This is a genomic window from uncultured Roseibium sp. (assembly GCF_947494555.1).
Classification (GTDB): Bacteria; Pseudomonadota; Alphaproteobacteria; order Rhizobiales; family Stappiaceae; genus Roseibium.
In genome coordinates, this window is the sequence record NZ_CANLVF010000010.1 from 108131 (window position 1) to 130643 (window position 22513).

Sequence of the window (22513 nt, forward strand, 5' to 3'; positions counted from 1 at the left end):
AGTGTGTTGGTGCCAACGAAGACCAAGGAAATCGGACTGGCGATTGTCGGTTGCGGGACAATCGGGCGCATACGTGCCGAGATTGCACGTGCTTATCCCGGTGTCGGCTGGATCGGCCTGTGCGACATCAAGTCGGACATCGGTCAAAAGCTGGCCGAGGATGTCGAGGCGGATTTTTTCACCACCGACTTCAGGGAATTGCTGGTCCGCCCCGAAATCACCGCAACGATCATTGCCACTGACGAGAACTTTCATTTCGAACCGACCATGCTGGCGATTCAGCAGGGACATGACCTGTTCATTGAAAAACCGCTTGCGACAGATGCCCGCCAATCCGCCCAGATCCTGTCCGCTATCGAGGAGACCGGCGTTGACGCCGTGATTGGCTATACCCAGCGTTTCCGGCGCCGGTTTCTGGCGGTCAAGGAGCGTCTGACAACAGGACAGATCGGGGATGTGCACTCCGTTGTCACGCGCGCATTCATGAACCGCATGGTTCCGATTGCCACGGTTCAAAGGACCCAGGAACGCACAACACTGACGCCGATGGTGGTATCGGGAACGCACAGTCTGGATATGTCGCTCTGGCTCATGGAGGGCAAGTCGCCTGTCAGCGTCTACGCCCGCTCGACAGACAAGGTGCTGGGTGCCTGGGGCACGAAAGATTCAACGTTCGGCATCTTCACGATGGACGATGGCACCATTTTTTCCATGAATATTTCCTGGGCACTTCCGGAAGTCTGGCCTGGAGCGGTCTATGGCATCGAGATCGGCATTGTCGGTTCTGAAGGCGTTATCGACATCGAGGACACGCACCGGGATCTCGTTATGGCGACAAATGTCGCGCAAGGGGCCGGATACGCGCCAGAAGGCTACAAGGCGCCGGATCGTCATGTCGATTTTCTCACGAGTTACCCGCCGGGAGACCTTCATCTCGGGCAATTGTGGGGGCCGATGCGCGAGGAAACAAATGCCTGGTACCAGCGTCTCTACGCAGGTCTCGATACGCCGCATGCATCGGCGCAGGACGGTCACCGGAATCTCCTGCTCACCATGGCAATGGATCTTTCCGCCAAGCGCGGCGAACCGGTCGCTTTGCCACCTGATCCGGCCGAGCTGATGGCTGAACTTTCCTAGGAGACTTTCTATGAGCATCACCGTGCGGTTTGGCGGCTACCAGGGAGACAAGTCCGTTCACACGCGCGGCGGCAGAACGCTGGCGCAGGCACTTGCCCGGACGAGCAATGGCGCAGTGCAACTGGAATTCGACGAGAACATTGTCACGCGCGGGCACAAGGCTGCCGACCTTTTGTCGATGACGGAAAACGGTGCACTTGACGGGTGCTACTTCTCGTCAAGCTACCTGGCGAAGCGCGTTCCGGAACTCGGTGTGTTCGACCAGCATTTCGTTGTTCCTGATCGCCGGCGTGCTTATGCCGTGCTCGATGGTGAACTCGGTGAGCGGCTGAAGCAGAAGGTAGCAGCGTCAACCGGATATACGGTGCTCGGATACTGGGACAACGGGCTGCGTCATATCTCGAGCCGGACACCGATCCGGGCACTCGACGATTGTGCCGGGCAGAAACTCAGGACCCTGGCAAACGAAGATCATCAGCGCGTCTTCCGTTCGCTCGGGTTCGAGCCGCGTGCGATCGATGTTCGCGACCTGCCGGCTGCGGTCAAAGACGGTACAGTCGATGCTCAGGAAAATCCGCTGACGAACATCTACAATTTCGGACTTCACGAGACGCATCGAAGTGTCACGCTTTCCCGGCATCTGCTCGGAGTTGCGCTGGTCCTGTTCCGGACAAAGACGGTCGAAGCCTGGCCTGCCGACGTGCGGGCCGCCGTCGAAAAGGCCGTTTCCGAGGCGACCCTTGCACAGCGCCGTTTTGCCGAAGAAGACGACGACATCTGCCGCCGCGCCCTGGAGGCGGAAGGCGTTGAAATCATCGAACTGAGCGAGGCGGACCGCGCACGGTTCGCCTCCCGATGCCGCTCAGAAGTCGACACCACGCGCAAAGCGTTCGATGCGGAGTTAATCTCCTTGTTTGACAAAGAGTTAGATGCTGCCTGAGCCCTATTCAAGTTCTGCATTCATCTACTCGAAGTTAGCATTTCTGATCGATTTGGCGGGTCGCTACTCTGGTGTTTACAGGAGGAAAAGCACGGATGAATTCTGTATCCAGACGCATCGATCCGGAAGTAATTGTTTCGGCGATCCTCGGTGTGTCTTCGGCCTTGTCGATTGTATTCATGTCGCAGCTTGTCGCTCCGCCCAAAGTCCTCTTTGGCCGGTCGTTGACGGCGATTTCTCCCAGCCTGTTTCCTTATCTGGTGTTGAGCGGGCTCGTCGCGCTGAACATGTTGTTCCTCTATCGCTGCAATACCCGCCCGGAGGGCATCTGGTCACCGCCGACCTATAACGAGCACAGCCGCATCCGTGGCCTGCTGCTGTTTGCGATCATGCTGTTCTATGCGCTTGCAATGGCGCCGATCGGCTTCCTGATATCGAGTGTGCTTGCGCTGGCCATGATTTCCATTCTCGTCGGCAACCGAAGCGTCTGGCAGATATTGCTTGTCTCGTTGCTCCCGCCGGTTTTTCTCTATCTTGTCGCGACGCGATTGCTCGCCGTTGCGCTGCCGGAATTGTCTCCGATTGAGTTCTTCTACGCCTATGTCCTTGGGGAAAGCGGCGGGATCGGGGCTGCTCAATGATCGAACAGTTTACCCAAGGCTTTGAAATGGCGTTCCGGCTGGACACGATCGTGTTCATCTGTCTTGGCCTGTTCGGCGGTATGCTGGTCGGAGCGCTCCCCGGGTTCACCACCCTCATGGCGATGGCCATTCTTCTGCCGATTTCGTTCTTTTTGGACCCTCTGGTTGGAATTCCATTCCTTCTGGGGATCTACAAAGGCGGCATGTTCGGAGGCAGTGTCCCGGCCATTCTGGTTTCCATGCCCGGCACCGGAGCGGCGGTTGCAACGACGCTGGATGGATATCAGCTCACGAAAAAGGGGCAGTCGCGCAAGGCACTGGATACCGCGCTGGTTTCTTCAGCTTTCGGCGATACGTTTTCAGATATTTTCACCCTGGTAATGATCTTCCCTATCGCGCTGCTGGTCATGCAATTCGGACCGCCGGAGATCTTTGCCGTCCTGCTTCTGTCCCTCGTGATCATCGCGGTGACAACCGGCGGAAATGTTCTGAAGAGCCTGATCATGATGCTGCTCGGTATCTGGCTCTCCTTCATCGGAACCGACCCGCTCGGCGGTGTTGAGCGATTTACATTCGGTCTCTTCGATCTCAAGTCCGGCATTCCGCTGTTGCCAATGCTGATCGGCGTGTTCGCGATACCCGAAATCGTCAATGTCGTGATGCGGTCAACACAGGGCCAAGCGCTTGCCGCCGTCGTCGGCGATCGTCTCAAATGGTCTGAATTCAAACGGATTTTCCGGACGCTTTGCCGGTCATGCGTGATCGGGACAAGCATCGGCATTATTCCCGGGCTCGGTCAGGTGGTCGCGGCCATGATGGGCTATACCGCTGCAAAGAACGCGTCCAAAACGCCGGAAAAGTTCGGCAAAGGCGAAATCGAGGGTGTTGCGGCCGCCGAATCTGCCAACAACGCCGTCAACGGTCCGACGCTCGTACCGCTCCTGACGCTTGGCATACCCGGTGACAATGTCACGGCCATTTTGCTGGGCGCCTTTGTTGCGCAGGGTCTGCGCCCCGGTCCGCAATTGTTCGAAGAGCAGGGTGCGACTGTCTTTGCCATCCTGATTGCGATGGTGATCGCCAATCTGCTGTTTCTGGTCATCGGCTACCTCTCGGTACCTTTCTTTGCCCGCCTTGTGACACTGAAGAATTCTGTGCTTGTGCCCATCGTGATCATGTTCGCGTTCGCCGGTGCATTCGTGTTCCGGTCCGATTCGATTGATCTCCTGATGTTGGTTGCCTTCGGCGCATTTGGCCTTATCGCCCGCGCCGCAAGGTTCGATGTCATGCCGATGGTGATGGGCTTCATCCTGGGTCCACCGATGGAATACGCCTTTGGCCAGACGGTAGCCATGGCACAGAACGCACCGCTGGCGTTCCTGCTCACGGAGCGTCAGGGAATGCTCTTCCTTCTGGTCGCCATTCCCGTCATTGCCTTCGTCCTGTGGAGGAGGATGAAGAAGCTGGCCACGGGTTAGAGCACCGGGGAAACGGAGGCCGCGTCCGCATCGTCCGCAGGTCCTCCCGAACATATTGATCGATGCAAACGGAGGAGGAAGTAATGTTCAATAAGCTTTGGAAGGGCGTGGTTATTGCGACCGCAGCGACCCTTGCGGGGACTGTTTCCCCGGCGCTTGCAGAATACCCGGAAAAGCCGGTGACGATGGTCATTCCCTTGGGGGCCGGCGGCTCGCATGACCTGAATGCCCGCGTCATCACATCCACGATCCCGTCCTTTCTGAACCAGGCAATGATCGTGCGTCTGACACCAGGAGCCGGCGGGCAGAAGGGCACTCAGGAAGTGGCCAAGGCCAACTCCGACGGTTACACGCTGCTTTTCAGCCACAACTATATCGACATGCTCCAGCAACATGTCGAAAACCTGCCTTACAATCCGATGGAGGACTTCGTGCCGGTCGCGCGGATCAATTATGCGCCGATCGCCGTCGTGGTGAGAGCCGACAGCCCCTATCAGTCCTTCGACGACCTCATCACTGCAGCCAAGGAAAAGCCGGGCGAAGTCCGCATGGCCCATTCGGGCAACTGGGGCGCGCTGTTCGTTCCTGCTGCCCAGATCATGAAGGCGCGTGACGCGTATTTCAACATGGTGCCCTACCAGGGGGGTGGTCCTGCCATGCAGGCGCTGCTGTCCGGCGATGCGGATCTGACGATGGGCTTTCCGTCGACGCTTTCATCCCTTTTGGCATCCGGCGATGTCCGGGTACTGGCAACGGCCGGTGCGGAACGGATCTATCCGGATGTTCCGACCTTCGGCGAAGTCGGCGTCGAGGGTGACGTCGGTTTCATGCATCGCGTGGTGCTCGCACCTGCAGGAACACCTCCCGAGGTTCTGGAGAAACTCGAGGCGTCGTTTGCGTCGCTCCTGGAGGACAAGACCTACAACCGGATGATGTCGCGCCTTGGCGAAAACGTCGACTACATGTCCGGCGCCGACTACCAGAAAATGCGTGAGGAACAGGCGAAGGCCTACAAGGACCTCGTCGCTTCGATAACGCAATAAGACGGCACACGGCACCGGCCGGGTCCAGCCCGGCCGGTGTGAACAACTCAAAGACCGGCGCATGAGCCCCGGACCTCACGGCGCCGGGGAGGGTGCCCCGTCTGCGGAAAGGGTCTGGAATGAGGATCAAGGAAAAGCAAATCTGGACCTTCAAGGTCTCCGGCCGGCAGGAAACAAACACCAAGTCGGTCGTACGCGCACGCGATGTCGAGATGGTGATCGACGAGCCGATCGAACGCGGCGGAACCAATCTCGGGCCGATGCCTGTCGAGACGATGATCGCCGGTCTTGTGGGCTGCACGCATGTCATCTCCAACAAGCTGGCCAATGCCAACGATGTTGCAATAACCTCCATGGATATTGACGTCGTGACCACTATGGACAGCAGAGGCACAAGGCTCGTTGAACCGATTGATGTGCCGTTTCCCGACGTGAAAATATCAATCACGGCTGAGATGGATGGTTCCGATGATGGCATTAGTGCCGTTGTCGAAAAGCTCCGCCACCACTGCGCCGTTTCCAAGATGCTGCAGATGTCGGGAAGCAGGGTCAGCGAGACCTGGACGATTAATGGCCGGAACTGGGGGGCAGAGGCCGCCTGATCGGTTATCGGCCGTTGAGGACCGGTCCGGCACAATCCGGGCCGGTCTTACGTTCCAGCCGGTCTACCTTTCAATACGCGCAACCCGGTTCTCGTCGGCCAGATCATCGAGAACGGCAAGCAAGGTGGCCGGCACAGGAATGCCGTGGGTGGTACGTTCGCGTCGCGTTGCGTCAAGCCGCTCACCCGGCAGCCGGATATCGTCAACACCGGGTAGGCGGGCGGAGGACTTCATTTCGGTCCACACTTCATCGATGGACGACCTGAACTCCGCCGGGTCCGTAAACGCGGCGATGTTGAGCATGAGGATGAATTGACCCGTATTGGTTCTGGTTTTCGAATCCGCATTGAAATCAACGACGTTGCGGCCGAAGGCTGCGCCATTGAGCACGCCTGCAAGAATGCCGAAGACCAGCGACAGGCCATAGCCCTTTGGGCCGCCGATCGGCAGCAGGAACCCTTCTGCCGACTTGTTGGGGTCGAGCAGCGGGTTTCCCTGCCTGTCGATCATCCATCCTTCCGGCATCATTTCCCCGCGTTGCACCGCCGTCTTGACCTTGCCGTAGGCGGCGACAGTTGTCGCCATGTCGAGCACGATCGGCGGACGTTCGGCCGCCGGTATCGCTACAGCAATCGGATTGGTGGACAAGAGCATGTCGGTGCCGCCCCAGGGCGGCATGTGGTTAGCGCTTCCGACTGCCACATAAAGTCCGATCATGTCCTCCTGAAGTGCTTTCATCGCGTAAAGAGATGCGGGGCCGGCATGGTTCGAATTCCGCGAGCCGACCCAGGCAACGCCGCACCGGCGGGCCTTTTCCAGCGCAAGCTCCGCGGCATGATTCATCACGAGGTGCCCCATGGCGTTGTCACCGTCAACAACCGCGCTGGCCGGGTAGTCCTCAAGGAGTGTGAACTTCGGGGCGGGGTTGATGCCGCCCGCCTTGAGCCGCCTGACATACTGTGCGAGGCGAAAGACCCCATGACCGTCTTGTCCGATAAGGTCTGCCGTCGTCATCAGTCGGGCAACCGTGGCAGCGCTCTCTTCAGAGAGCCCGTTCGCGCTGAGTACGAGGGAAATAAATCTCCTAAGAGCGTCAGCGGCTACACGGGTTTCAGACATGTTCTTGCTCCAGACCTGTATTTTTCCACCAAAGGGAGGCCACCGTGCCGACTGTGATCACCTACAAAAATATTACACCCTTTCAGCGCGGAGACGGTGTTGAAACCCGGCTCCTGGTCGGCAAGGCGGTCAGCGAAACGGTGCCATTCACGACGGGCACGACCGTGTTTCCTGCCGGTTGCAGCGCGCCGATGCACTACCACAATTGCGACGAACAGGTCACAATCCTGGAAGGAGAGGCCGAAGCCAGTATCGGCGGCGTCGTTCACAACCTCGTCGAGGGCGACACGGCCTTCGCCGAAGCCGGTTCGCCACATTACTTCAGGAACAGAGGCAATGATCGCCTCGTAATCCTGTGGGTCTATGGCGCGCGCGATGTCACGCGTACTTTTGTTGAAACAGGTGAGACCGTTCCGCATCTTTCCACCGGCGACAAGGTCTAGGATAACCCTTAGATCAACCCCCTTTTGCCGGCTAAGTTTGTGAGTTCCGCGACACGTTCGGCGTTGTCCCTTGCGCGCGAGCCGCTCCTGTTCCAGAGCGAGTTTTCGAACCCTATCCGGGCTTTGCCACCAAGTTCGAGCGCCCTCAACAGGCAGTCGGTTTCTTCCTGTCCAAAGGCACAGAGCATCCAATCGAAGGACATGTTTCCTTCAAAATCCTGCATCGGTTTGATGAAGGGCTCGATGTCTTCGGGCCGGCTGATGCGCTTGCCGTCATAGGATCCAAGAACCAGTTGCACCTGATGAGAGGTGCCTGGAACTGTTTCGTCGGATATGTAGCCGAGGAGACGTTCAAGTTCGTCCTTCGAATAGCAGATGTGCTGGATCACCACCCCATTTTCGCTGGCCCAGTGGTAGATCTCGCGTGCAGACGGAAGTGCGCTTGCATCGGGCACGAATTCGCGCACGGCGACCGAGACGGACCTGGGCCGCAACGCCCGGATCATCTCGCGCTGGTCGGCAGCGTTGAAGCGTCCTGCGGTCTCGCTGGTGACCTGCACGAACCATCCGGGGAGTTCGTCAGCAAGTCGCGTGACGACGTCCGAATAACGGTGCGGGTCGAGACTATGCCGGCCGGCGTCGTCGCGTATATGCGCATGCACGCCTCCGGCTCCTGCGGCAGCACAGCTTCGGCAAGTTTCAATAAGCTCATCAACTGTAATGGGCAGAGCGGGATGGGCGGACTTGTCCCGGCGCGCACCATTCGGTGCGACGAGAATTTTTGGTAGTTCACGCATTCGGGGGTTCAAGAGCTCAAGTGAATGGTTTGACGATGTTCCGCAGACTGCGCAATTGCCTCAAGGACCTCAATATTGTGAATCATTTCCACGTGGGAAAACCTGTATGCCTGACGTCCGAGACAGGCATCCCTGAACGCTTCGAGGTTTTTGACAACCGCGTCTGTCCACTCGTAAACGGTTTCCTTCAAGGGTTCGCCGGTGATCGATTCGACGTAGCTGACTTTCCCGCCGGGAGTGTCCGGATGGGTATCGTTTCGGGCTTCGACCCACTTGTCAGTGCCGAAAACATGCATGCGGATGAAGTGTGGCGTGTGAAGGATTGCGCTCAAGGTCGCGGTCATACCTTCCCTGAAGCCGAGCTGGACGGTCACAAGATCGCCGGTCTCCCAGCCGAGAGACCTGTCCGCGGTCATCGCCTGAACTGTTTTCACGGGGCCAAAGAAGGAAATCAAAAGGTCGGTGAGGTGAATACCCATCGCGGTCATTCCCGCTGCAGGTGACACAGCCTTGGAGGTCCGCCAGTCACCTGATGGAACGTTGATCAGCTTGTCATGACTGAAGGCTGCCTCGGCGTGCATGATCTTGCCGAGCCCTCCCTGGTCAATGTCCGATTTCAAGGCCTCCATTGCCGGTTCGAACCTGCGCTCATGACCGATCCCGAGAACAACGCCGGCATCGGTGCAGGCTTTCACCGAGCGACGCGCACTCTCGCCCGTGAGGCCGAGCGGCTTCTCGCAGAAAACATGTTTGCCCGCCGCCGCGCATTTGTGAACCTGTTCCTCGTGCAACGGGTTCGGTGTCGTCAGAATGACGGCATCCAGTTCGGGTCGTTTCAGGACGTCATCAAAACTGGTGTAGGGGGTCGGGCCGGCCTCGCGTATCTGGTCGTGCACTGCCTCGTTTGGCTCAATGACGGCGGGAACCGAAAACCCGTCCGTCAGCTTCAGCCGATTGACGATGTGACGCCCCCACCAACCAAACCCGGCAACCGCAATGCAAAACGTTTTACTCTGTATGTTCATAGCCTTGACCCGTATGCCGGTCGGTTTTTTCAGTTCATTTTGCGTTTCCTTCTGATAGTTAGTAGGTCTTGCCGCCTTCAAGGCAACTCATTATCAATGATATTTGCCAACAGAAAAAGTGATGGCCGGGCATGAAGCTTCAGCAACTCAGATTTTTTGTTGCCGTCTACGAGGAAGGCTCTTTCTCGGCCGCGGCCACGCGCGTTCACGCAACCCAGTCGGGCATCTCGATGCAGGTCCGCGAGCTTGAGGACAGATACGGTGTGCAGCTGCTTATCCGCAAGTCGACCGGGGTCACCCCGACAGAGACCGGTCGGCTTTTTTACAAGAAGGCCATCGATGTTCTGAGGTCGGCCGCCGACGCGGACGAAACGCTGAAACGCGCGTCCGGAACCTTGACGGGTCAGGTGCGCGTCGGATTGATCCCGACGCTCACAAGAAGCGTCCTCAGCGAAGCCATGCTGCGCTTTACCGAGAGCTATCCGATGGTGCGTCTGTCGATGATAGAGGCCTATTCGTTCCAGCTCATCGAAGCCGTTGGCCGCGAAGAGCTTGATTTTGCGATCGTTCCGGCATTTGAGGGACATGAAAACATCCGCGCCGAACCCATGGGCTCCGACAATGAGTTTCTTGTCGGCGCGCCCGGCGACACGCATCTGACGCCCGTCGATCTGAAGAACCATGCTCCCCTGCGCTACGTCTTGCCGAGCCCCGCCAATTCGCGGCGGCGCCGGATCGACCGGTACTTTGCAAGCCACCACATCCAGGTGAAGGATATCCTGGAGCTCGACGCCATGTTCGGGACGATCGATCTCGTGGCCCGGTCGGATTGGCACACGATCCTGCCAGGCATCATGTGCGCAGCCGATCTGGATGGCCAGCGCCGGCGGCTGCATCCGATTGTGGGTCCTGAACTCTCGGTCAGCTACAGCCGCATCGAACCCGCCGCAAAGCCGCTCAACGATGCCGCCGAGGCGTTTTGCGAGATCCTTCAGGACGAACTGACGCGCACGATCGCTTCGACGCGCGAAGCCGCACGATGCGGAGTTTGAATATCTCAACGCAAAATCAGAATTTTACCCTGCAAGCCGGTTTGACCAACATGCCCTAAACCAAGGAAGGGGTCTGTCTTGCGGCGGCTCCGCCATCACGGGAGCCAGGGTATGGAACAGATCGAGTTGGGTGTCATCGGTGCGGGCTGGTGTGGTGGCATTCGCATTGAAGCCGCATCGCGCAATCCGCAAGTTGCAGCGATGCATATTGCAGAAACACGCAACGAGCGCCTTAAGGAAATGAGAGATCGCTATGCCCCTGAAACGGCAACCGGGACCTATCAGGAAATCATAGAGAACCGGAACATTTCCTCCGTAATCATTTCCGCAACACCTGAAGACACGCATTACCCGATGGCCAAGTCGGCTCTCCTTGCAGGAAAGCATGTCTTTCTGGAAAAACCGATCGCTATCACCCTTGCCGAGGCCGATGAGCTTGTTGCGCTTTCAAAGCAGAATGGCGTCAAGTTTACGATCGGCTACTCGCAGCGGTTTAACCACAAATACGCCTATATCCGGGAAAGCCTGTTGAATGGAACGCTTGGTGAGCCGGTATCCGCGCTGGTCAGCCGGCACATCACACGAAGCCTCGGCAAAAAGATTTCAGGCCGCACCAAGCTTTCGCCCGCCGCGATGGAGGCGACGCACGATCTTGATTTCGTGCTCTGGTGCCTGGAACCTGCCAAGCCTGTGAAAGTCTATGCGCAGAACGTCTATCGTTACATGAAGGGAAAAGGCGTGGACGCGCCGGATTGCACATGGATCATCGTGACCATGGACAACGGCATTGCCTTTACCATCGGTGCCGGCTGGATCCTGCCACTCGGCTATCCCAACTATTCCAGTACCACCCTGGAAATGGTCGGGACAAAGGGCGCCCTCATGGTGGACGACAGTCACAAGGATGTCGTTTTGAACACCGAGGACAACGGCATCCAATTTCCGATGTCGTCGATGCCGGGAGAGTTTGTCGGCCACGCCTACGCGGGCCCGATGGCGCCGGAGACCGACCACTTCATTGATGCGTGTGCGCGGAACAAGCCGGTGCTTGTGACCCCGGACCAGGCACGCCAGGTGATGGAAGTCTATATCGCCGCGGATCTTTCGGCAGAGCGCGGGGAACCGGTGCACCTGCCTTTGAACGATGCCAGCCAGAGCTCGATCATGGCGTAAGCAAATATCCCTTGTCTTTTCTTCGGTGCCTTCCCGGACGAGCGCAGCGAAGATCCGGGAACGGAATCCGGACACAAGATTTGTTGTGTCGGCAGTAGGTCCCGGCTCGCACTGCGCGTGCCCGGGACGGCAGATTTCGTTGAGATGTGCTTAAAGAACAACGAAAGCAGTCATTCAGGAAACGAATCCTTCAGACATGTGACCAGCCGCTCCGTCAGAGCCCTGGCCGGGCTGCCTCTGCGCTGAATGATGCCATAGGAGAGCTGGATTGGCGTTGCCAGCGGGCGAATGACGAGGCGATCCTTGAGCATGTCGGCGACAACCTTGTGTATGATCGCAACGCCTGCATTTGCCGCCACGAGATTGGCAACGAGCACGGTTGAGTCGGTCTCGCATATAGAGCCGAGGCGCACACCTGCGCCGCTAAGCGCTTCTTCCAGCCGGTAGCGCAGGATCGTATGGGTGGCAATACTGATCAGGCGTTCGCTTGCCAGGTCCTCGAATGAAATCACATCCTGTTTTTCGAGGCGGTGGCCCGGCGGCAGAACGCAGACCGTTTCCTCCTGACACAGCGGTTCGATGTGTAGCCCATCATCCGACAGCGGCAGCGTCACCAGCCCGAGGTCGCATTTGCCGTTTATGACAAGCGACTGGACTTCCGACCTTGGTTTCAGATCCACCTTGAGGTGAACATTCGGGTTTTCGTCGAGGAATCGGCGCAAGGGTTCCGGCGTCATGCAGGTGCCGATGGCAGGCATGGCGGCGATACGAACTGTGCGCGTGCTAAGCTGCCTTATGTTCCGCGACATCAGATTGATGCGTTCAATCTCCGCCAGGATACGCTCGGCGATTTCCGAAAAGTCGAGGCCCTCCGGCGTCAGTGTCAGTCCTGCCCCCTGCCGGTCGAACAGCTGGTAGCCGATATCTTCTTCAAGCTGCAGAATAAGACGGCTGGCGGTGGATTGGGTCACACCGATCCGGTCGGCCGCCAACGTGGTTGATCCGGTATCACGTACCGCTCGGAAGGCTTCCAGTTGCCGAAAATTCATCTTTTCCCTTTGTCCTTCCGGTCCTGGTCGACAAGTGCGATACCATGTACCGACCCGACCTGACCCTATCCGACACACGTGATTGAAAAGGCAGGGTGTCTCTCTGCTGTTTGCAAACAGGGCCGGCTGCGCTGTAAGTATCGAGCCCGTTACGCCTGCGGTGCGCCGACCGTGTCGGGATGAGCGTCCTGAAAGGCAGTCAGTGCGTTAGCGGCATTTGCAGCTTCCCCTATTCGTTGGAAGCTGGAAATGTCGACGCCCCATCGTTCCGCATTGTAGAGCTGTGGGATCAGGCAGCAATCGGCCATCGTCGGATCTTCTCCGAAACAGAATGGTCCGCTCCCGCCACTGTTGAGCAGCTGCTCGAATGCATCCAGACCTTTGGAAATGAAGTGGCGCATCCAGTCGACTTTGACCTCGTCGCCACCGTTCGTAAGTTCAACGACGCGCTGTGCCACGCTCAGATTGCAGACCGGGTGGATCTCCATGGCAATCGCGTCGGAAAGCCGGCGGACATGGTATTGGCCGTCAACCGAATCCGGCAGGAGTTTTGATCCGGGCGTCGTAGAGTGCAGATACTCGATTATGGCGAGAGACTGCGTCAGAACCTTTCCGTCGATCTCAAGCGTCGGCAAAATGCCTTGCGGGTTCTGGTCGAGATAGGGTGCCGATCTGTGGTCGCCAGTCAGCAGGTTTACGGAACGAAGTGCGGTCGGTATGGCCAACAGATTCAACGCGATGCGCACGCGATAGCTGGCCGAAGAACGCCAGTAGTCGAACAGAGTTGCCGTGCGTGCCATAGTGAGTCTCCCGCTTATCTGTTTCCCATCAACTTGATAGACTGTGAGTTTGAACGTGTGCAATGGGTATTACGGAATCCATTGCCACTGCGTTGTCATACGCTGATTGCAACGTCTATAATCACGACCATAAAAGACTTGCTGCTGTGTATTTGGCCCGTTTCGCGTTGTTGTTTGTAATATTTCGACGTTCGTTGCTCTCAAAGGAGTGCGTAGACATGCGATTATTCGGAAAGTTGTGCTGTTGGTCAGTGGGGGTATTTCTGGCGGTTTCCATAATGACCGCCAGCGCTGAGCAAAAGACCTATACGGATGTTGTACAGGATTATAAGGAATTGCCGCCTTATTCCACATATGAAGATGGCACCTATGGCGGATTTAACCGAGAGCTTCTCGACCTGTTTGCAGAGCGGAAGGGGTACACATTCGTCTACGAAGCGTTTCCAGTGAAGCGCCTCTTCCATGAATTTGTGAATGGCGTTGGTGATCTGAAATACCCGGACAACGACAAATGGGCTCTCCACATCAAGAAAGACAACGAGATCCACTACAGCGATCCTGTGGTGTCCTACGTCAATGGTGTTCTTGTGAAGCCGGACAATCTGGGGGCAGGGCTGGATACGATAGAAAAGCTTGGGCTCGTTGCGGGATGGACACCGATTGGATTTCAGGAGCAAATCGAAAACGGGCAAGTCAGTCTTCTTGAGAACAACTCCTACGCGGGACTTTTGAAACAGGCCATCACCGGCCGGATTGATGGTGCCTACTCGAATGTCGCCACAAGCAATCACTATCTCAATAACGTTCTCGGGCAGCCGGCGGCACTCGCGTTCGATCAATCCTTGCCGCATGTGAGAAGCGCCCGTTTGCTGTCTTCCACCAAACATCCGGAACTCATTGCCGAGTTCAATGAATTTCTGCGCGATGAGGCAGACGCAATTCAGGAGTTGAAGTTGCAGTATGGTGTCGAGGCAGGTGTGGTGATGAACTGATCAGCTTTTCCTGGCGGCATCACCTTCACCACCCTCGCCGTCTTTTGAAAGGTCGGAAAGCAGAGCTTCGACGAGGCCCACAAACTTCTTGCGTTCGGTGTCGGTCAATGCGTCGACATCCAGGGTGAGTTTTTTCGGAGACGACTTGTCCAGAGCGGGTCTTTGTGCGGGCACTTGAGACGTTGATACCTCGAAAACTTCAATGGGATAGGGAATACCCTTTACTTCGATCTTGCCGCGGGACTCGCACGGTATCTCGTCGCTGATGTGGGCATGCGTCGCGTAGGAGACGAGTATCTGGCCAGGCTCTGCTGCCGATTCCAGTCTCGCAGCGGTGTTCACACCGCGCCCGATAATCGTGTAATCCATGCGGCTTTCGCTGCCGAAGTTTCCGACGGTGCAATAGTCTGTGTGAATTCCGATCCTGCATTTGAGCGGCTCCAGAATGCCTGCTTTCCTCCATTGATCTTGCAATTCGGTCATTCGCTCGGACATGGCAATCGCCATTTTGGCGCAGGCAAGGGCATCCTCCTTGATCCCGTTGCTGTCTGGATCGCCGAAGAAGATAACGATTGCATCGCCCACATACTTGTCGATCGTCGCGCCATGATCGATCGCAATCTTCGACATCTCTGTCAGATAGTTGTTCAACAGGCTCGTCAGTTCCTCGGACTCCATGCGTTCCGCCGTTTCCGTGAACCCTTCAATATCGGAAAAGAAAACCGTGAGCTTCTTGCGGTTTGCCGCAAGTTTGACTTCGTTGGTGCCTTCGAAGATCGATGCGTAGATCTGCGGTGAAAGATACTTGGCGAGCTGATTGGAAAGGTTCTCCAGCATCACTGTCTTTTCGGTCAGTTCGGTTTCCCGTAGCTTCAATTCAGACACGTCGCTGAACACCGCAACAGTTCCACCGTCGCTGGTTTTGGTTTCGCTGATCTGGATCCATTTCCCCTTTCCGCGTTTCTGCAGAATGGAAGAGACCGGATTCCTGTGCAGTTCAAGGCGTTTTTGTATGAATTCTTCAGGATCTCCGGCTTCGACATCAATGAGTTCATCCCTGATGCCGAGACGCAGGATTTCTTCAAATGACATGCCTGGCGCTACGTCGACATTCGAGTCACCGTATAAGAGCCTCAGATATTGGTCGTTGTGCAGGATGAGGGTGTCGTCTGCATTGAAAAAGGCAAAGCCTTCGGAGGTGCTGCCTATGGCGTCGACCAGTTTCTGACGCGCCGCCGTTACCTCGCTGGTGCGTTCGACGACACGGGCTTCGAGGGTTTCATTGGCATTGCGCAATTCCTCAATCAGTTGCCTGATCGATTCACGCATAACTGAGAACGATCCGGCAAGTTGACCAATTTCGTCCTTCGCGGTCAGCTTTATCGGGGTCTCCAGGTTGCCTGCCCCAATTGCACTGGCGGATTTCTGCAAGTCAGCCAGAGGTTTGACGATGTACCGGCGCGAAATCAGGACCGATGCCAGAGTAATCGTTGAAAGAACGAGCAAAGTGACGATACCGATCGCAACCGTGTTGGTGAGAATTTCACGGCGCAAAGCTTCGCGGCTCGCAACGAGACGGATGATGCCAATCTCGTTGCCGTCATGTATGATCGTTCCTTCGCGCACTGAGAAATCCGGTCCCTCGGAAACAGTGCGAAAATCAATCCCCTGGCTATCACTCATTTCGCGAACGATTTCCGAACCGTCAGTTGACGTGACACCCGCGAAAACGATGGATTTGTCGAGGACGAGGCTGTCCAGATACCCCTCGACGATCGGGAAATCGAAATTCCACATGGGCGCTTCGAGACCGACACGCGAGATGTTGATGTAGTTGTCGAGCTTCTCGTCGAGGGCCTCGGAATTCCGTTGACCCGTGAAGTGGATCGCCGCGCCGGCGAAAAACAGCATGATGAGCGCGACGATAATCGCGAGTGTCAGATTGAAGCGAGTGCTTATGCTCTGTGTCTGCATACGCAAAAAGGGTCTTTGGCCTCTGGTGAACGCCAGCTGAAGTCAGGCCGTGTCTGGTAAAACCGGCCACACAACCGACAGTTCGGCACGAATGTGGCGCGTATTCAAGGAAATGATCTTCGAACGTCTCAAAAAGGGGAAACGTTTTGATCCGGCCGCGGGGCCAGGGCAAGCAAGTTTCGAAGCCCGGATGTCGGGAAAATGTTGACAAATTTTTATATATCGAGATATTTCGATTTATGGACATGGAAAAATCAATTGCGGCGCTGAACAATCCGGCACGGCGCAAGATCCTGGAATGGCTGAAGGATCGCTCGAACTTTCCGCCCGCCCTGCCAGAGCATACGGGGCTGGACGGCGTCTGTGTGGGGTACATTCAGGAGAAAGCAGGGCTTTCGCAGTCAACTATCTCCAACTACATGGGGCTCTTGAAACAGGCCGGGTTTGTCAAGGCGGAACGTCACGGTCAGTGGACGTTCTACAGGCGTGACGAAAAGAACATTCAGGCGTTTTTGCAAGCTGTTCAAAGCGAACTTTTGAAAGACTGATCCAGACGGAAACATGCCGTTGTGCTCGTCGGTATCGACGTCGCTGAGATTAAATATGGATATCGAGATATTTCGATGGAGAGATGGATGATCAACACTGACGAAGATGCGCGCTCCCTTCTGGGGCAACGTTTGCGGCTGCCTTGCGGTGTCACCCTGAAGAACAGGCTGATAAAGGCGGCGATGTCGGACTCGCTGGCAGATGGCGAGGGCAATCCGACGGAACACCAGATCAGACTTTATCAACGGTGGGCCGAAGGCGGCGCGGCGCTGGCTTTGATCGGTGAAGCGCAAACAAGTCCGCATTGTCCCGAAAAACCCGGCAATCTGGTCCTTGGCCCCGGCGCGGACTTTCCGGCGCTCAAACGACTTGCGGAACAAGGATCCGTTTCCGGTGCGCAAATCTGGCCGCAGCTTGGCCATGCGGGGGCGCTCGCTTATTCACCTGTCAGCGATCCAAAAGGCCCGTCTCCTCTCCAGGTCGAGGGGCTTCAATGTGACGGTTTGACCCTGGAGGAGATTGAAGAGTTGCCGCATGCCTACGCATCGGCCGCCACCCTTGCCAGGCAAAGTGGATTTGGCGGCGTTCAAATCCATGCAGGCCATGGCTTTCTGCTCAGTCAGTTTCTGTCGCCGCTCTTCAACAAAAGATCGGACGCCTATGGCGGTACGGTTGCCAACAGGTTTCGCTTAGTCGGCGAGATCATTGGGGTAGTACGCAAAGCGGTGGGACCAGATTTTCCGATTAGCATCAAAATCAATTCGACCGACAAGCTGGTTGGAGGCTTGAGCGACGAGGAGGCGTTGGATGTCGTGCGGCTGCTCAGTGAAACGACAGTGGACCTGATCGATATCAGCGGGGGCACTTATTTCCCTGGTGCCGCTTCAAGTTCGGATGGGGTCTCGGTAAAAGGACCTTACTTCGCAGACTTCGCGCGCCGCGCTAAAGAGCTAACCAGCACCCCTGTCATGTTGACAGGAGGTTTCAAAACCCGGGCGGAGGCTTTGGCGGCAATCAGGGAAGGCTATGCAGATGCCGTCGGTCTCGCGCGGTCGATGGTTCTGGAGCCGGGGCTACCCAATAACTGGTTGAGCGGGGCCGCTCATGATCCGGCGTTTCCCGTATTTAAGTCGCCACAAAAGGGGGGCGTGACGGCATGGTACACGATGCGGCTGACCGCGCTCGCCGAGGAGGCGGAATTGGACTTTAACCTGACTGCTGAGGATGCGCTGAAGATCTACGACCAGCGCGACGCGCAACGAGCGGCGCTCTGGTTGAAGCGCTTCGGCAGGGCTTCGAAGTCTTCGACCGGCTAACCACGCTCGTAAATGCTCATCACCGCCCCGTTCACGCAGGCCGCCGATCGGACGAGTTTGAGCTTGCATTCAGGGGCGCTTTTATCAAACAGGCGCTTGCCGGAGCCGACCACGACCGGAAAGGTCCAAAGGCGGAATTCGTCGATCAGCTTGTGGGCAAGCAGAAACTGGATGAGTTGCCAACTGCCGTGGATCTGAAGGAGCGGGCCTGCCTGAGATTTCAGTCTTGCGATTTCCTTGGCAAGATCGCCGGCAATCGGTTGCGAATTGGTCCAGGCCAAGGGTTCTGTGGACGACGTCACGACATATTTCCTGGCCCTGTTCATCCTGTCGGCGACCGGATTGTCATCGACGTCCGGCCAGTGGCCGGCGAAAAGCTCATAGGTCTTCCGCCCAAACAGCATGTCATACGGTTCGGCCATCGCCTCGGCCTGAACCTGTTCCATGACACCTTCCCAATATGGAGTCGCCCAGCCTCCCTGTCCAAAGTCCCCGCTGCGATCCTCCTCAGGCATGCTGGGCGCTTGCATCACGCCGTTCAGCGTTACAAACGTCAAAGCCGCAATCTTTCTCATTGCTCGATCTCCCGGTGAATGAAGTTTCCAAGAATTGTCAGCGTGCCTTCCCACCCTTCGGCGTGAATGGTGCAAGCCTGATCGGATGGGATGCCCTCATGGACGACAACGACTTCGGTGCCGATACCTGCATTCAGGAAGCGGAACGTGACAACCATCGGAACGTTTTCCAAGGGGTCGGGCGCTTGCCACTCCCAGGTCATCACGATCAGCCGGGATGGTTCGATTTCCTTGAAAACGCCTGCGACACAAGGTTTTCGTCCATCCGGCATTTCATAGCGCAGGTGAAACCGGCCGCCCGGTGCGAATTCATACTCCAAGGCTTCAACACTGATGTCCGGGCTTGGTGTGAACCAGCACGTCAGTGTTTCTGAATTTGTGAACGCGCTGAAGAGGCGCTCCCTGGGGGCTTCAATGATGCGCCGGACAACCAACGGGATCGGAGCCTTGGTCATGTTTCTCCGTCTCCCGTTGCCGCCGTTTGTACGAATTGCTCCAGACGGCGCAGCGTGCCCTCCCAGAAGGTGCGGTGACTGGCGATCCAGTCCTCCGCTTCCTTCAAGGGTGCTGTTTCCAGGTGGAACAAATGCACGCGTCCGCTCACTTCACGCCGAACGAGGCCGGCGGTTTCGAGCACCTTCAAATGTTTGGAGATCGTCGGCTGCGCAACGTTGAACGGAGCGCGCAAAGCGTTTGCCGATTGCGCGCCATTCCTGGCAAGCATTGCGATGATTTCGCGCCGTGTGCCGTCGCCCAACGCGTGGAAGGACCTGTCCATCGAATTCTGATAATGAATAGCCATGTGGCTATATAAATGATCGAGGCGCGATTAGTCAACAGCTGTCTTGCAGCGTCGCTTTAGGCTCCGGGCAGATGTTTCAAAAGAGATTCCTTTGCGCCTTCTATGTGAAGGCGTGTCAGCTCGGCCGCACGTTTCGCATCGCCGGCTTCACAGGCATCGATGATGGCGAAGTGCTCGCGACCCGCACGTTCCATTCCGTTCGACATGACAAGCTGGGCGCGGATCTGCCGTTCGACCCGATCAATCGCATTGCGTGCGATCTCCTTGAAAAAAGTCAGATCGCTTGCACTGTAAAGCGTTTCGTGAAAGTCGCGGTTGAGATCGCCCCATTCCATCGGGTCTTTTGAAGCTGAGAAGGCTGCACACTTTTCACGCGCGGTTGCGAGCAACTCCTGTGTCATCAGCGGCACGGCGTTCTTGATGATTTCCGGTTCCACCAAGGCTCTCAGGTCGAAGATCTCCCTGGTTTCTTTTGGTGAAAGCTCAGTAACAACAGCGCCTTTGTATCGCTGTGTCCGCACAAGGCCCTGTTCTTCCAGGCGCGAAATCGCTTCGCGGACCGGTATGCGGCTTGTGTTGAAAAGCCGCGCGATTTCGTCCTGACGCAGCGGTTCACCTTCTTCGAGCTGACCCTGGATTATGGCCTTCCGGAGTGCATCGAATACGATCGAGGAAGCAGATGCCGTCGTGGAAATATCCATCGATGTCAGTTTCATGCGCCAATTCTCCTTGGGTCCGACTTGTAAGCGAACCGTCCGGTTCGTCAAAGTCGAAAGAGATGGAATATTTTATATTGAATATTGGATCCAATTTAGTGTACCACCGTTCTGTAGGATTGCAAAGATGGAGCTTCTGCGCCGGTTTCGCGGCGACAGCTCTTTGGAAAACCCGGTCGTCGCTCCCTCCTGTCCGCCATCTTGACTTGGTCCGGAAAGAGCAGCACCGGGGTTCACTGACTACGGCGCTCGGACGAGATTGTATTCGAACGCCTATTGCCGTTTTTTGCTAGCCTGTTTGAGGCGGTGCGGCCAAATCCATCGGATCAGGGTTCCGCCGGCGCGGGGCCGGCAACCTGACAGATCCGATCCAGAAGGAGTAGAGGATGACCACGAATGTCTTTGCCGGATGCATGCCCGCGCTGATGACCCCGTGCCGGGCTGACCGCACGCCGGATTTCGATGCACTTGTCGCCAAGGGACAGGAGCTTATCGCGGCCGGAATGTCAGCGGTCGTCTATTGCGGGTCTATGGGCGACTGGCCGCTGCTCACCGACGCAGAACGGATGGAAGGGGTCGAACGTCTCGTTCAGGCGCAGGTGCCCGTTATTGTCGGCACAGGTGCGGTCAACACCCGTTCGGCCGTTGCGCTTGCCGCGCATGCGGAAAACACAGGTGCAGACGGACTGATGGTCATTCCCCGTGTCCTGTCACGTGGCAGTTCGGCGGCCGCGCAACGCAGTCACTTCAGCGCGGTGCTGTCTGCGGCCAAGTCGTTGCCCGCCGTTATCTATAACAGTCCCTACTATGGCTTTGCGACGCGCGCCGATCTGTTCTTCGATCTGCGGAAGGCGCATTCGAATCTTGTCGGCTTCAAGGAGTTTGGCGGACTTGAGGATTTGCGCTATGCGGCGGAAAACATAACTTCGAAAGATGACGGCGTTACCCTGATGATCGGCGTCGACACTGCCGTGTTTCATGGTTACGTGAATTGCGGGGCAACAGGTGCAATCACCGGCATCGGAAACGCCATCCCGAAAGAAGTGCTGCATCTGGTCAGACTGTGCGAAAGAGCGGCGGCAGGTCATGTCGAGGCGCGCCAGCGCGCAAAGGAGCTGGAGGAGGCCATGGCGGTTCTCTCGAGCTTCGACGAAGGTCCGGATCTCGTCCTTTACTACAAGTACCTGATGGTCCTGAACGGTGAGGAAGCCTACAGACTTCACTTCAATGAGACAGACTGTTTGTCAGATGCGCAGCGGAACTATGTCGAGGCTCAGTACCGGCTTTTCAAAACCTGGTATGCCGATTGGTCCCGCCAGGGCGGAGTGATAGCCGAATGCGCGTGATTGACAGCCATACAGCAGGTGAACCGACGCGGGTGGTGATCGAAGGCGGACCGGATCTCGGAACGGGGTCTTTGAAGGAACGCGCCGCACGCCTTGAGGCGGATCACCTGGATTTCTGCGCCTCTGTCGTTCTCGAGCCGCGCGGCCACGATGCCATTGTCGGCGCGCTCCTGCTGCCGCCGTCGCGGGACGACTGCGCAGCGTCCGTCATCTTTTTCAACAACCTGCAGAACCTCGGCATGTGCGGGCACGCCTCAATAGGCCTTGGCGCGACCCTCGCCTATCTGGACCGGATCGGACCTGGAAGGCACAAGATTGAGACGCCCGTCGGCGTGGTTGAAATCCAGCTTCATGATGCGAATACGGTGTCCGTCACAAACGTTGAAAGCTATCGTTACCTGAAGGATGTCACAGTGGAGGTTGAGGGACACGGCGCCTTCACGGGTGATGTTGCCTGGGGCGGAAACTGGTTTTTCCTTGTCAAAGACAGTCCTGTCGAGCTTATCCCGGCCAACATCGGCCCATTGACGAACCTAACCAGGAAGATCCGCGCGGCACTCGACACAAAGGGAATAACTGGGGCAGACGGCGCTTGGATTGATCATATCGAACTTTTCGGCCCGCCGAAGGATCGTGCATCGGACAGTCGAAATTTCGTGTTGTGCCCGGGCGGCGCTTATGACCGCTCCCCCTGCGGCACTGGCTGCTCGGCAAAGCTCGCCTGCCTTGCCGAGGACGGCATTCTTGAGCCGGACCGTGAGTGGGTGCAGGAAAGCGTTATCGGCAGCACATACACGATCAGCTACCAATGGGGGGAGAACGGAGCGGTTGTTCCAACCGTGACCGGGCAGGCCTTCGTCACTTCCGATGCAAACCTGATTTTCGATGTATCGGACCCTTACCGGCTCGGCATCCGGTCCTGAGTCATTCAGAAGGTGGCAAGT

Annotated in this window: 24 protein-coding genes; 14 read left to right on the plus strand and 10 right to left on the minus strand. The window is 57.0% G+C overall.

The window, feature by feature from the left end; genetic code table 11:
• Positions 1 to 9: 9 nt before the first annotated feature.
• The 6 genes from Q0915_RS31150 (at position 10) to Q0915_RS31175 (ending at position 5841) form a co-directional block, all read left to right on the plus strand.
• Positions 10 to 1137 carry a Gfo/Idh/MocA family oxidoreductase gene (locus Q0915_RS31150; protein WP_299484240.1) on the plus strand — a complete coding sequence of 376 codons (1128 nt, stop codon included), beginning with the start codon at positions 10 to 12 and terminating at the stop codon, positions 1135 to 1137.
• Positions 1138 to 1147: 10 nt separating this feature from the next.
• The gene (locus tag Q0915_RS31155) at positions 1148 to 2077 is read left to right on the plus strand and encodes a TRAP transporter substrate-binding protein (RefSeq protein ID WP_299484241.1); all 930 of its coding nucleotides are present in this window, start codon (positions 1148 to 1150) and stop codon (positions 2075 to 2077) included.
• A gap of 95 nt (positions 2078 to 2172) precedes the next feature.
• The gene (locus tag Q0915_RS31160; RefSeq protein ID WP_299484242.1) at positions 2173 to 2718 is read left to right on the plus strand and encodes a tripartite tricarboxylate transporter TctB family protein; all 546 of its coding nucleotides are present in this window, start codon (positions 2173 to 2175) and stop codon (positions 2716 to 2718) included.
• Complete coding sequence (locus Q0915_RS31165; protein WP_299484243.1) at positions 2715 to 4196, plus strand: tripartite tricarboxylate transporter permease; 1482 nt, start codon at positions 2715 to 2717, stop codon at positions 4194 to 4196. Before Q0915_RS31160 ends, Q0915_RS31165 begins: the two co-directional genes overlap by 4 nt.
• Before the next feature lie 83 nt (positions 4197 to 4279).
• Positions 4280 to 5239: a tripartite tricarboxylate transporter substrate binding protein gene (locus Q0915_RS31170; protein WP_299484244.1), complete on the plus strand. Its 960-nt coding sequence runs from the start codon at positions 4280 to 4282 to the stop codon at positions 5237 to 5239.
• Positions 5240 to 5358: 119 nt separating this feature from the next.
• The gene (locus Q0915_RS31175; protein ID WP_299484245.1) at positions 5359 to 5841 is read left to right on the plus strand and encodes an OsmC family protein; all 483 of its coding nucleotides are present in this window, start codon (positions 5359 to 5361) and stop codon (positions 5839 to 5841) included.
• A gap of 63 nt (positions 5842 to 5904) precedes the next feature.
• On the opposite strand, the gene Q0915_RS31180 is transcribed toward Q0915_RS31175, so the two are convergent.
• Entirely contained in the window at positions 5905 to 6960 is a 1056-nt protein-coding gene (locus Q0915_RS31180; protein ID WP_299484246.1) for an Ldh family oxidoreductase, read from the minus strand.
• A 44-nt stretch (positions 6961 to 7004) separates the two neighbouring features.
• Here Q0915_RS31180 and Q0915_RS31185 point away from each other — a divergent pair, with 44 nt between their 5' ends.
• Positions 7005 to 7403, plus strand: coding sequence for a cupin domain-containing protein (locus Q0915_RS31185; RefSeq protein WP_299484247.1), 399 nt, complete (start codon positions 7005 to 7007; stop codon positions 7401 to 7403).
• Positions 7404 to 7411: 8 nt separating this feature from the next.
• Here the strand turns inward: Q0915_RS31185 and Q0915_RS31190 are convergent, their stop codons facing one another.
• Entirely contained in the window at positions 7412 to 8200 is a 789-nt protein-coding gene (locus Q0915_RS31190) for a 3-keto-5-aminohexanoate cleavage protein (RefSeq protein WP_299484248.1), read from the minus strand.
• An 8-nt stretch (positions 8201 to 8208) separates the two neighbouring features.
• Complete coding sequence (locus Q0915_RS31195) at positions 8209 to 9225, minus strand: Gfo/Idh/MocA family oxidoreductase (RefSeq protein WP_299484249.1); 1017 nt, start codon at positions 9223 to 9225, stop codon at positions 8209 to 8211.
• 131 nt (positions 9226 to 9356) lie between these two features.
• On the opposite strand from Q0915_RS31195, the gene Q0915_RS31200 reads away from it, so the two are divergent.
• The gene (locus Q0915_RS31200) at positions 9357 to 10277 is read left to right on the plus strand and encodes a LysR family transcriptional regulator (protein ID WP_299484250.1); all 921 of its coding nucleotides are present in this window, start codon (positions 9357 to 9359) and stop codon (positions 10275 to 10277) included.
• A gap of 111 nt (positions 10278 to 10388) precedes the next feature.
• Entirely contained in the window at positions 10389 to 11450 is a 1062-nt protein-coding gene (locus tag Q0915_RS31205) for a Gfo/Idh/MocA family oxidoreductase (protein ID WP_299484251.1), read from the plus strand.
• A gap of 170 nt (positions 11451 to 11620) precedes the next feature.
• On the opposite strand, the gene Q0915_RS31210 is transcribed toward Q0915_RS31205, so the two are convergent.
• A complete protein-coding gene (locus tag Q0915_RS31210) occupies positions 11621 to 12499 on the minus strand; it encodes a LysR family transcriptional regulator (RefSeq protein ID WP_299484252.1) in 879 nt (292 codons plus the stop codon).
• A 149-nt stretch (positions 12500 to 12648) separates the two neighbouring features.
• A complete protein-coding gene (gene maiA, locus Q0915_RS31215) occupies positions 12649 to 13299 on the minus strand; it encodes a maleylacetoacetate isomerase (RefSeq protein ID WP_299484253.1) in 651 nt (216 codons plus the stop codon).
• Between the two features lie 278 nt (positions 13300 to 13577).
• Here maiA and Q0915_RS31220 point away from each other — a divergent pair, with 278 nt between their 5' ends.
• Positions 13578 to 14291 (plus strand): transporter substrate-binding domain-containing protein, encoded by a 714-nt coding sequence (locus tag Q0915_RS31220; protein ID WP_299484254.1) that lies wholly within the window; start codon positions 13578 to 13580, stop codon positions 14289 to 14291.
• On the opposite strand, the gene Q0915_RS31225 is transcribed toward Q0915_RS31220, so the two are convergent.
• Complete coding sequence (locus Q0915_RS31225; RefSeq protein ID WP_299484255.1) at positions 14292 to 16265, minus strand: adenylate/guanylate cyclase domain-containing protein; 1974 nt, start codon at positions 16263 to 16265, stop codon at positions 14292 to 14294.
• Positions 16266 to 16510: 245 nt separating this feature from the next.
• Between Q0915_RS31225 and Q0915_RS31230 the strand changes: the two genes are divergently transcribed.
• Positions 16511 to 16813, plus strand: a complete 303-nt coding sequence (locus tag Q0915_RS31230; protein WP_299484256.1) for a metalloregulator ArsR/SmtB family transcription factor — start codon at positions 16511 to 16513, stop codon at positions 16811 to 16813.
• A gap of 87 nt (positions 16814 to 16900) precedes the next feature.
• Entirely contained in the window at positions 16901 to 18130 is a 1230-nt protein-coding gene (locus tag Q0915_RS31235) for an oxidoreductase (protein ID WP_299484257.1), read from the plus strand.
• Here the strand turns inward: Q0915_RS31235 and Q0915_RS31240 are convergent.
• Genes Q0915_RS31240 through Q0915_RS31255 form a run of 4 tightly spaced genes read right to left on the minus strand, consistent with a single transcriptional unit; the run spans position 18127 to position 20223 of the window.
• Positions 18127 to 18705 (minus strand): dihydrofolate reductase family protein, encoded by a 579-nt coding sequence (locus Q0915_RS31240; RefSeq protein ID WP_299484258.1) that lies wholly within the window; start codon positions 18703 to 18705, stop codon positions 18127 to 18129. The two genes, Q0915_RS31235 and Q0915_RS31240, sit on opposite strands and share 4 nt — an antisense overlap.
• Positions 18702 to 19160, minus strand: a complete 459-nt coding sequence (locus Q0915_RS31245) for an SRPBCC domain-containing protein (RefSeq protein ID WP_299484259.1) — start codon at positions 19158 to 19160, stop codon at positions 18702 to 18704. Before Q0915_RS31245 ends, Q0915_RS31240 begins: the two co-directional genes overlap by 4 nt.
• Positions 19157 to 19507, minus strand: coding sequence for a metalloregulator ArsR/SmtB family transcription factor (locus tag Q0915_RS31250; protein WP_299544534.1), 351 nt, complete (start codon positions 19505 to 19507; stop codon positions 19157 to 19159). The genes Q0915_RS31245 and Q0915_RS31250 overlap by 4 nt, the downstream gene beginning before the upstream one ends.
• Before the next feature lie 56 nt (positions 19508 to 19563).
• Positions 19564 to 20223: a GntR family transcriptional regulator gene (locus Q0915_RS31255; RefSeq protein WP_299484261.1), complete on the minus strand. Its 660-nt coding sequence runs from the start codon at positions 20221 to 20223 to the stop codon at positions 19564 to 19566.
• A 386-nt stretch (positions 20224 to 20609) separates the two neighbouring features.
• Here Q0915_RS31255 and Q0915_RS31260 point away from each other — a divergent pair, with 386 nt between their 5' ends.
• Both Q0915_RS31260 and Q0915_RS31265 read left to right on the plus strand, forming a co-directional pair.
• Positions 20610 to 21569, plus strand: a complete 960-nt coding sequence (locus Q0915_RS31260) for a dihydrodipicolinate synthase family protein (RefSeq protein WP_299484262.1) — start codon at positions 20610 to 20612, stop codon at positions 21567 to 21569.
• Positions 21560 to 22492 (plus strand): proline racemase family protein, encoded by a 933-nt coding sequence (locus Q0915_RS31265; protein WP_299484263.1) that lies wholly within the window; start codon positions 21560 to 21562, stop codon positions 22490 to 22492. The genes Q0915_RS31260 and Q0915_RS31265 overlap by 10 nt, the downstream gene beginning before the upstream one ends.
• Positions 22493 to 22513 lie beyond the last annotated feature (21 nt).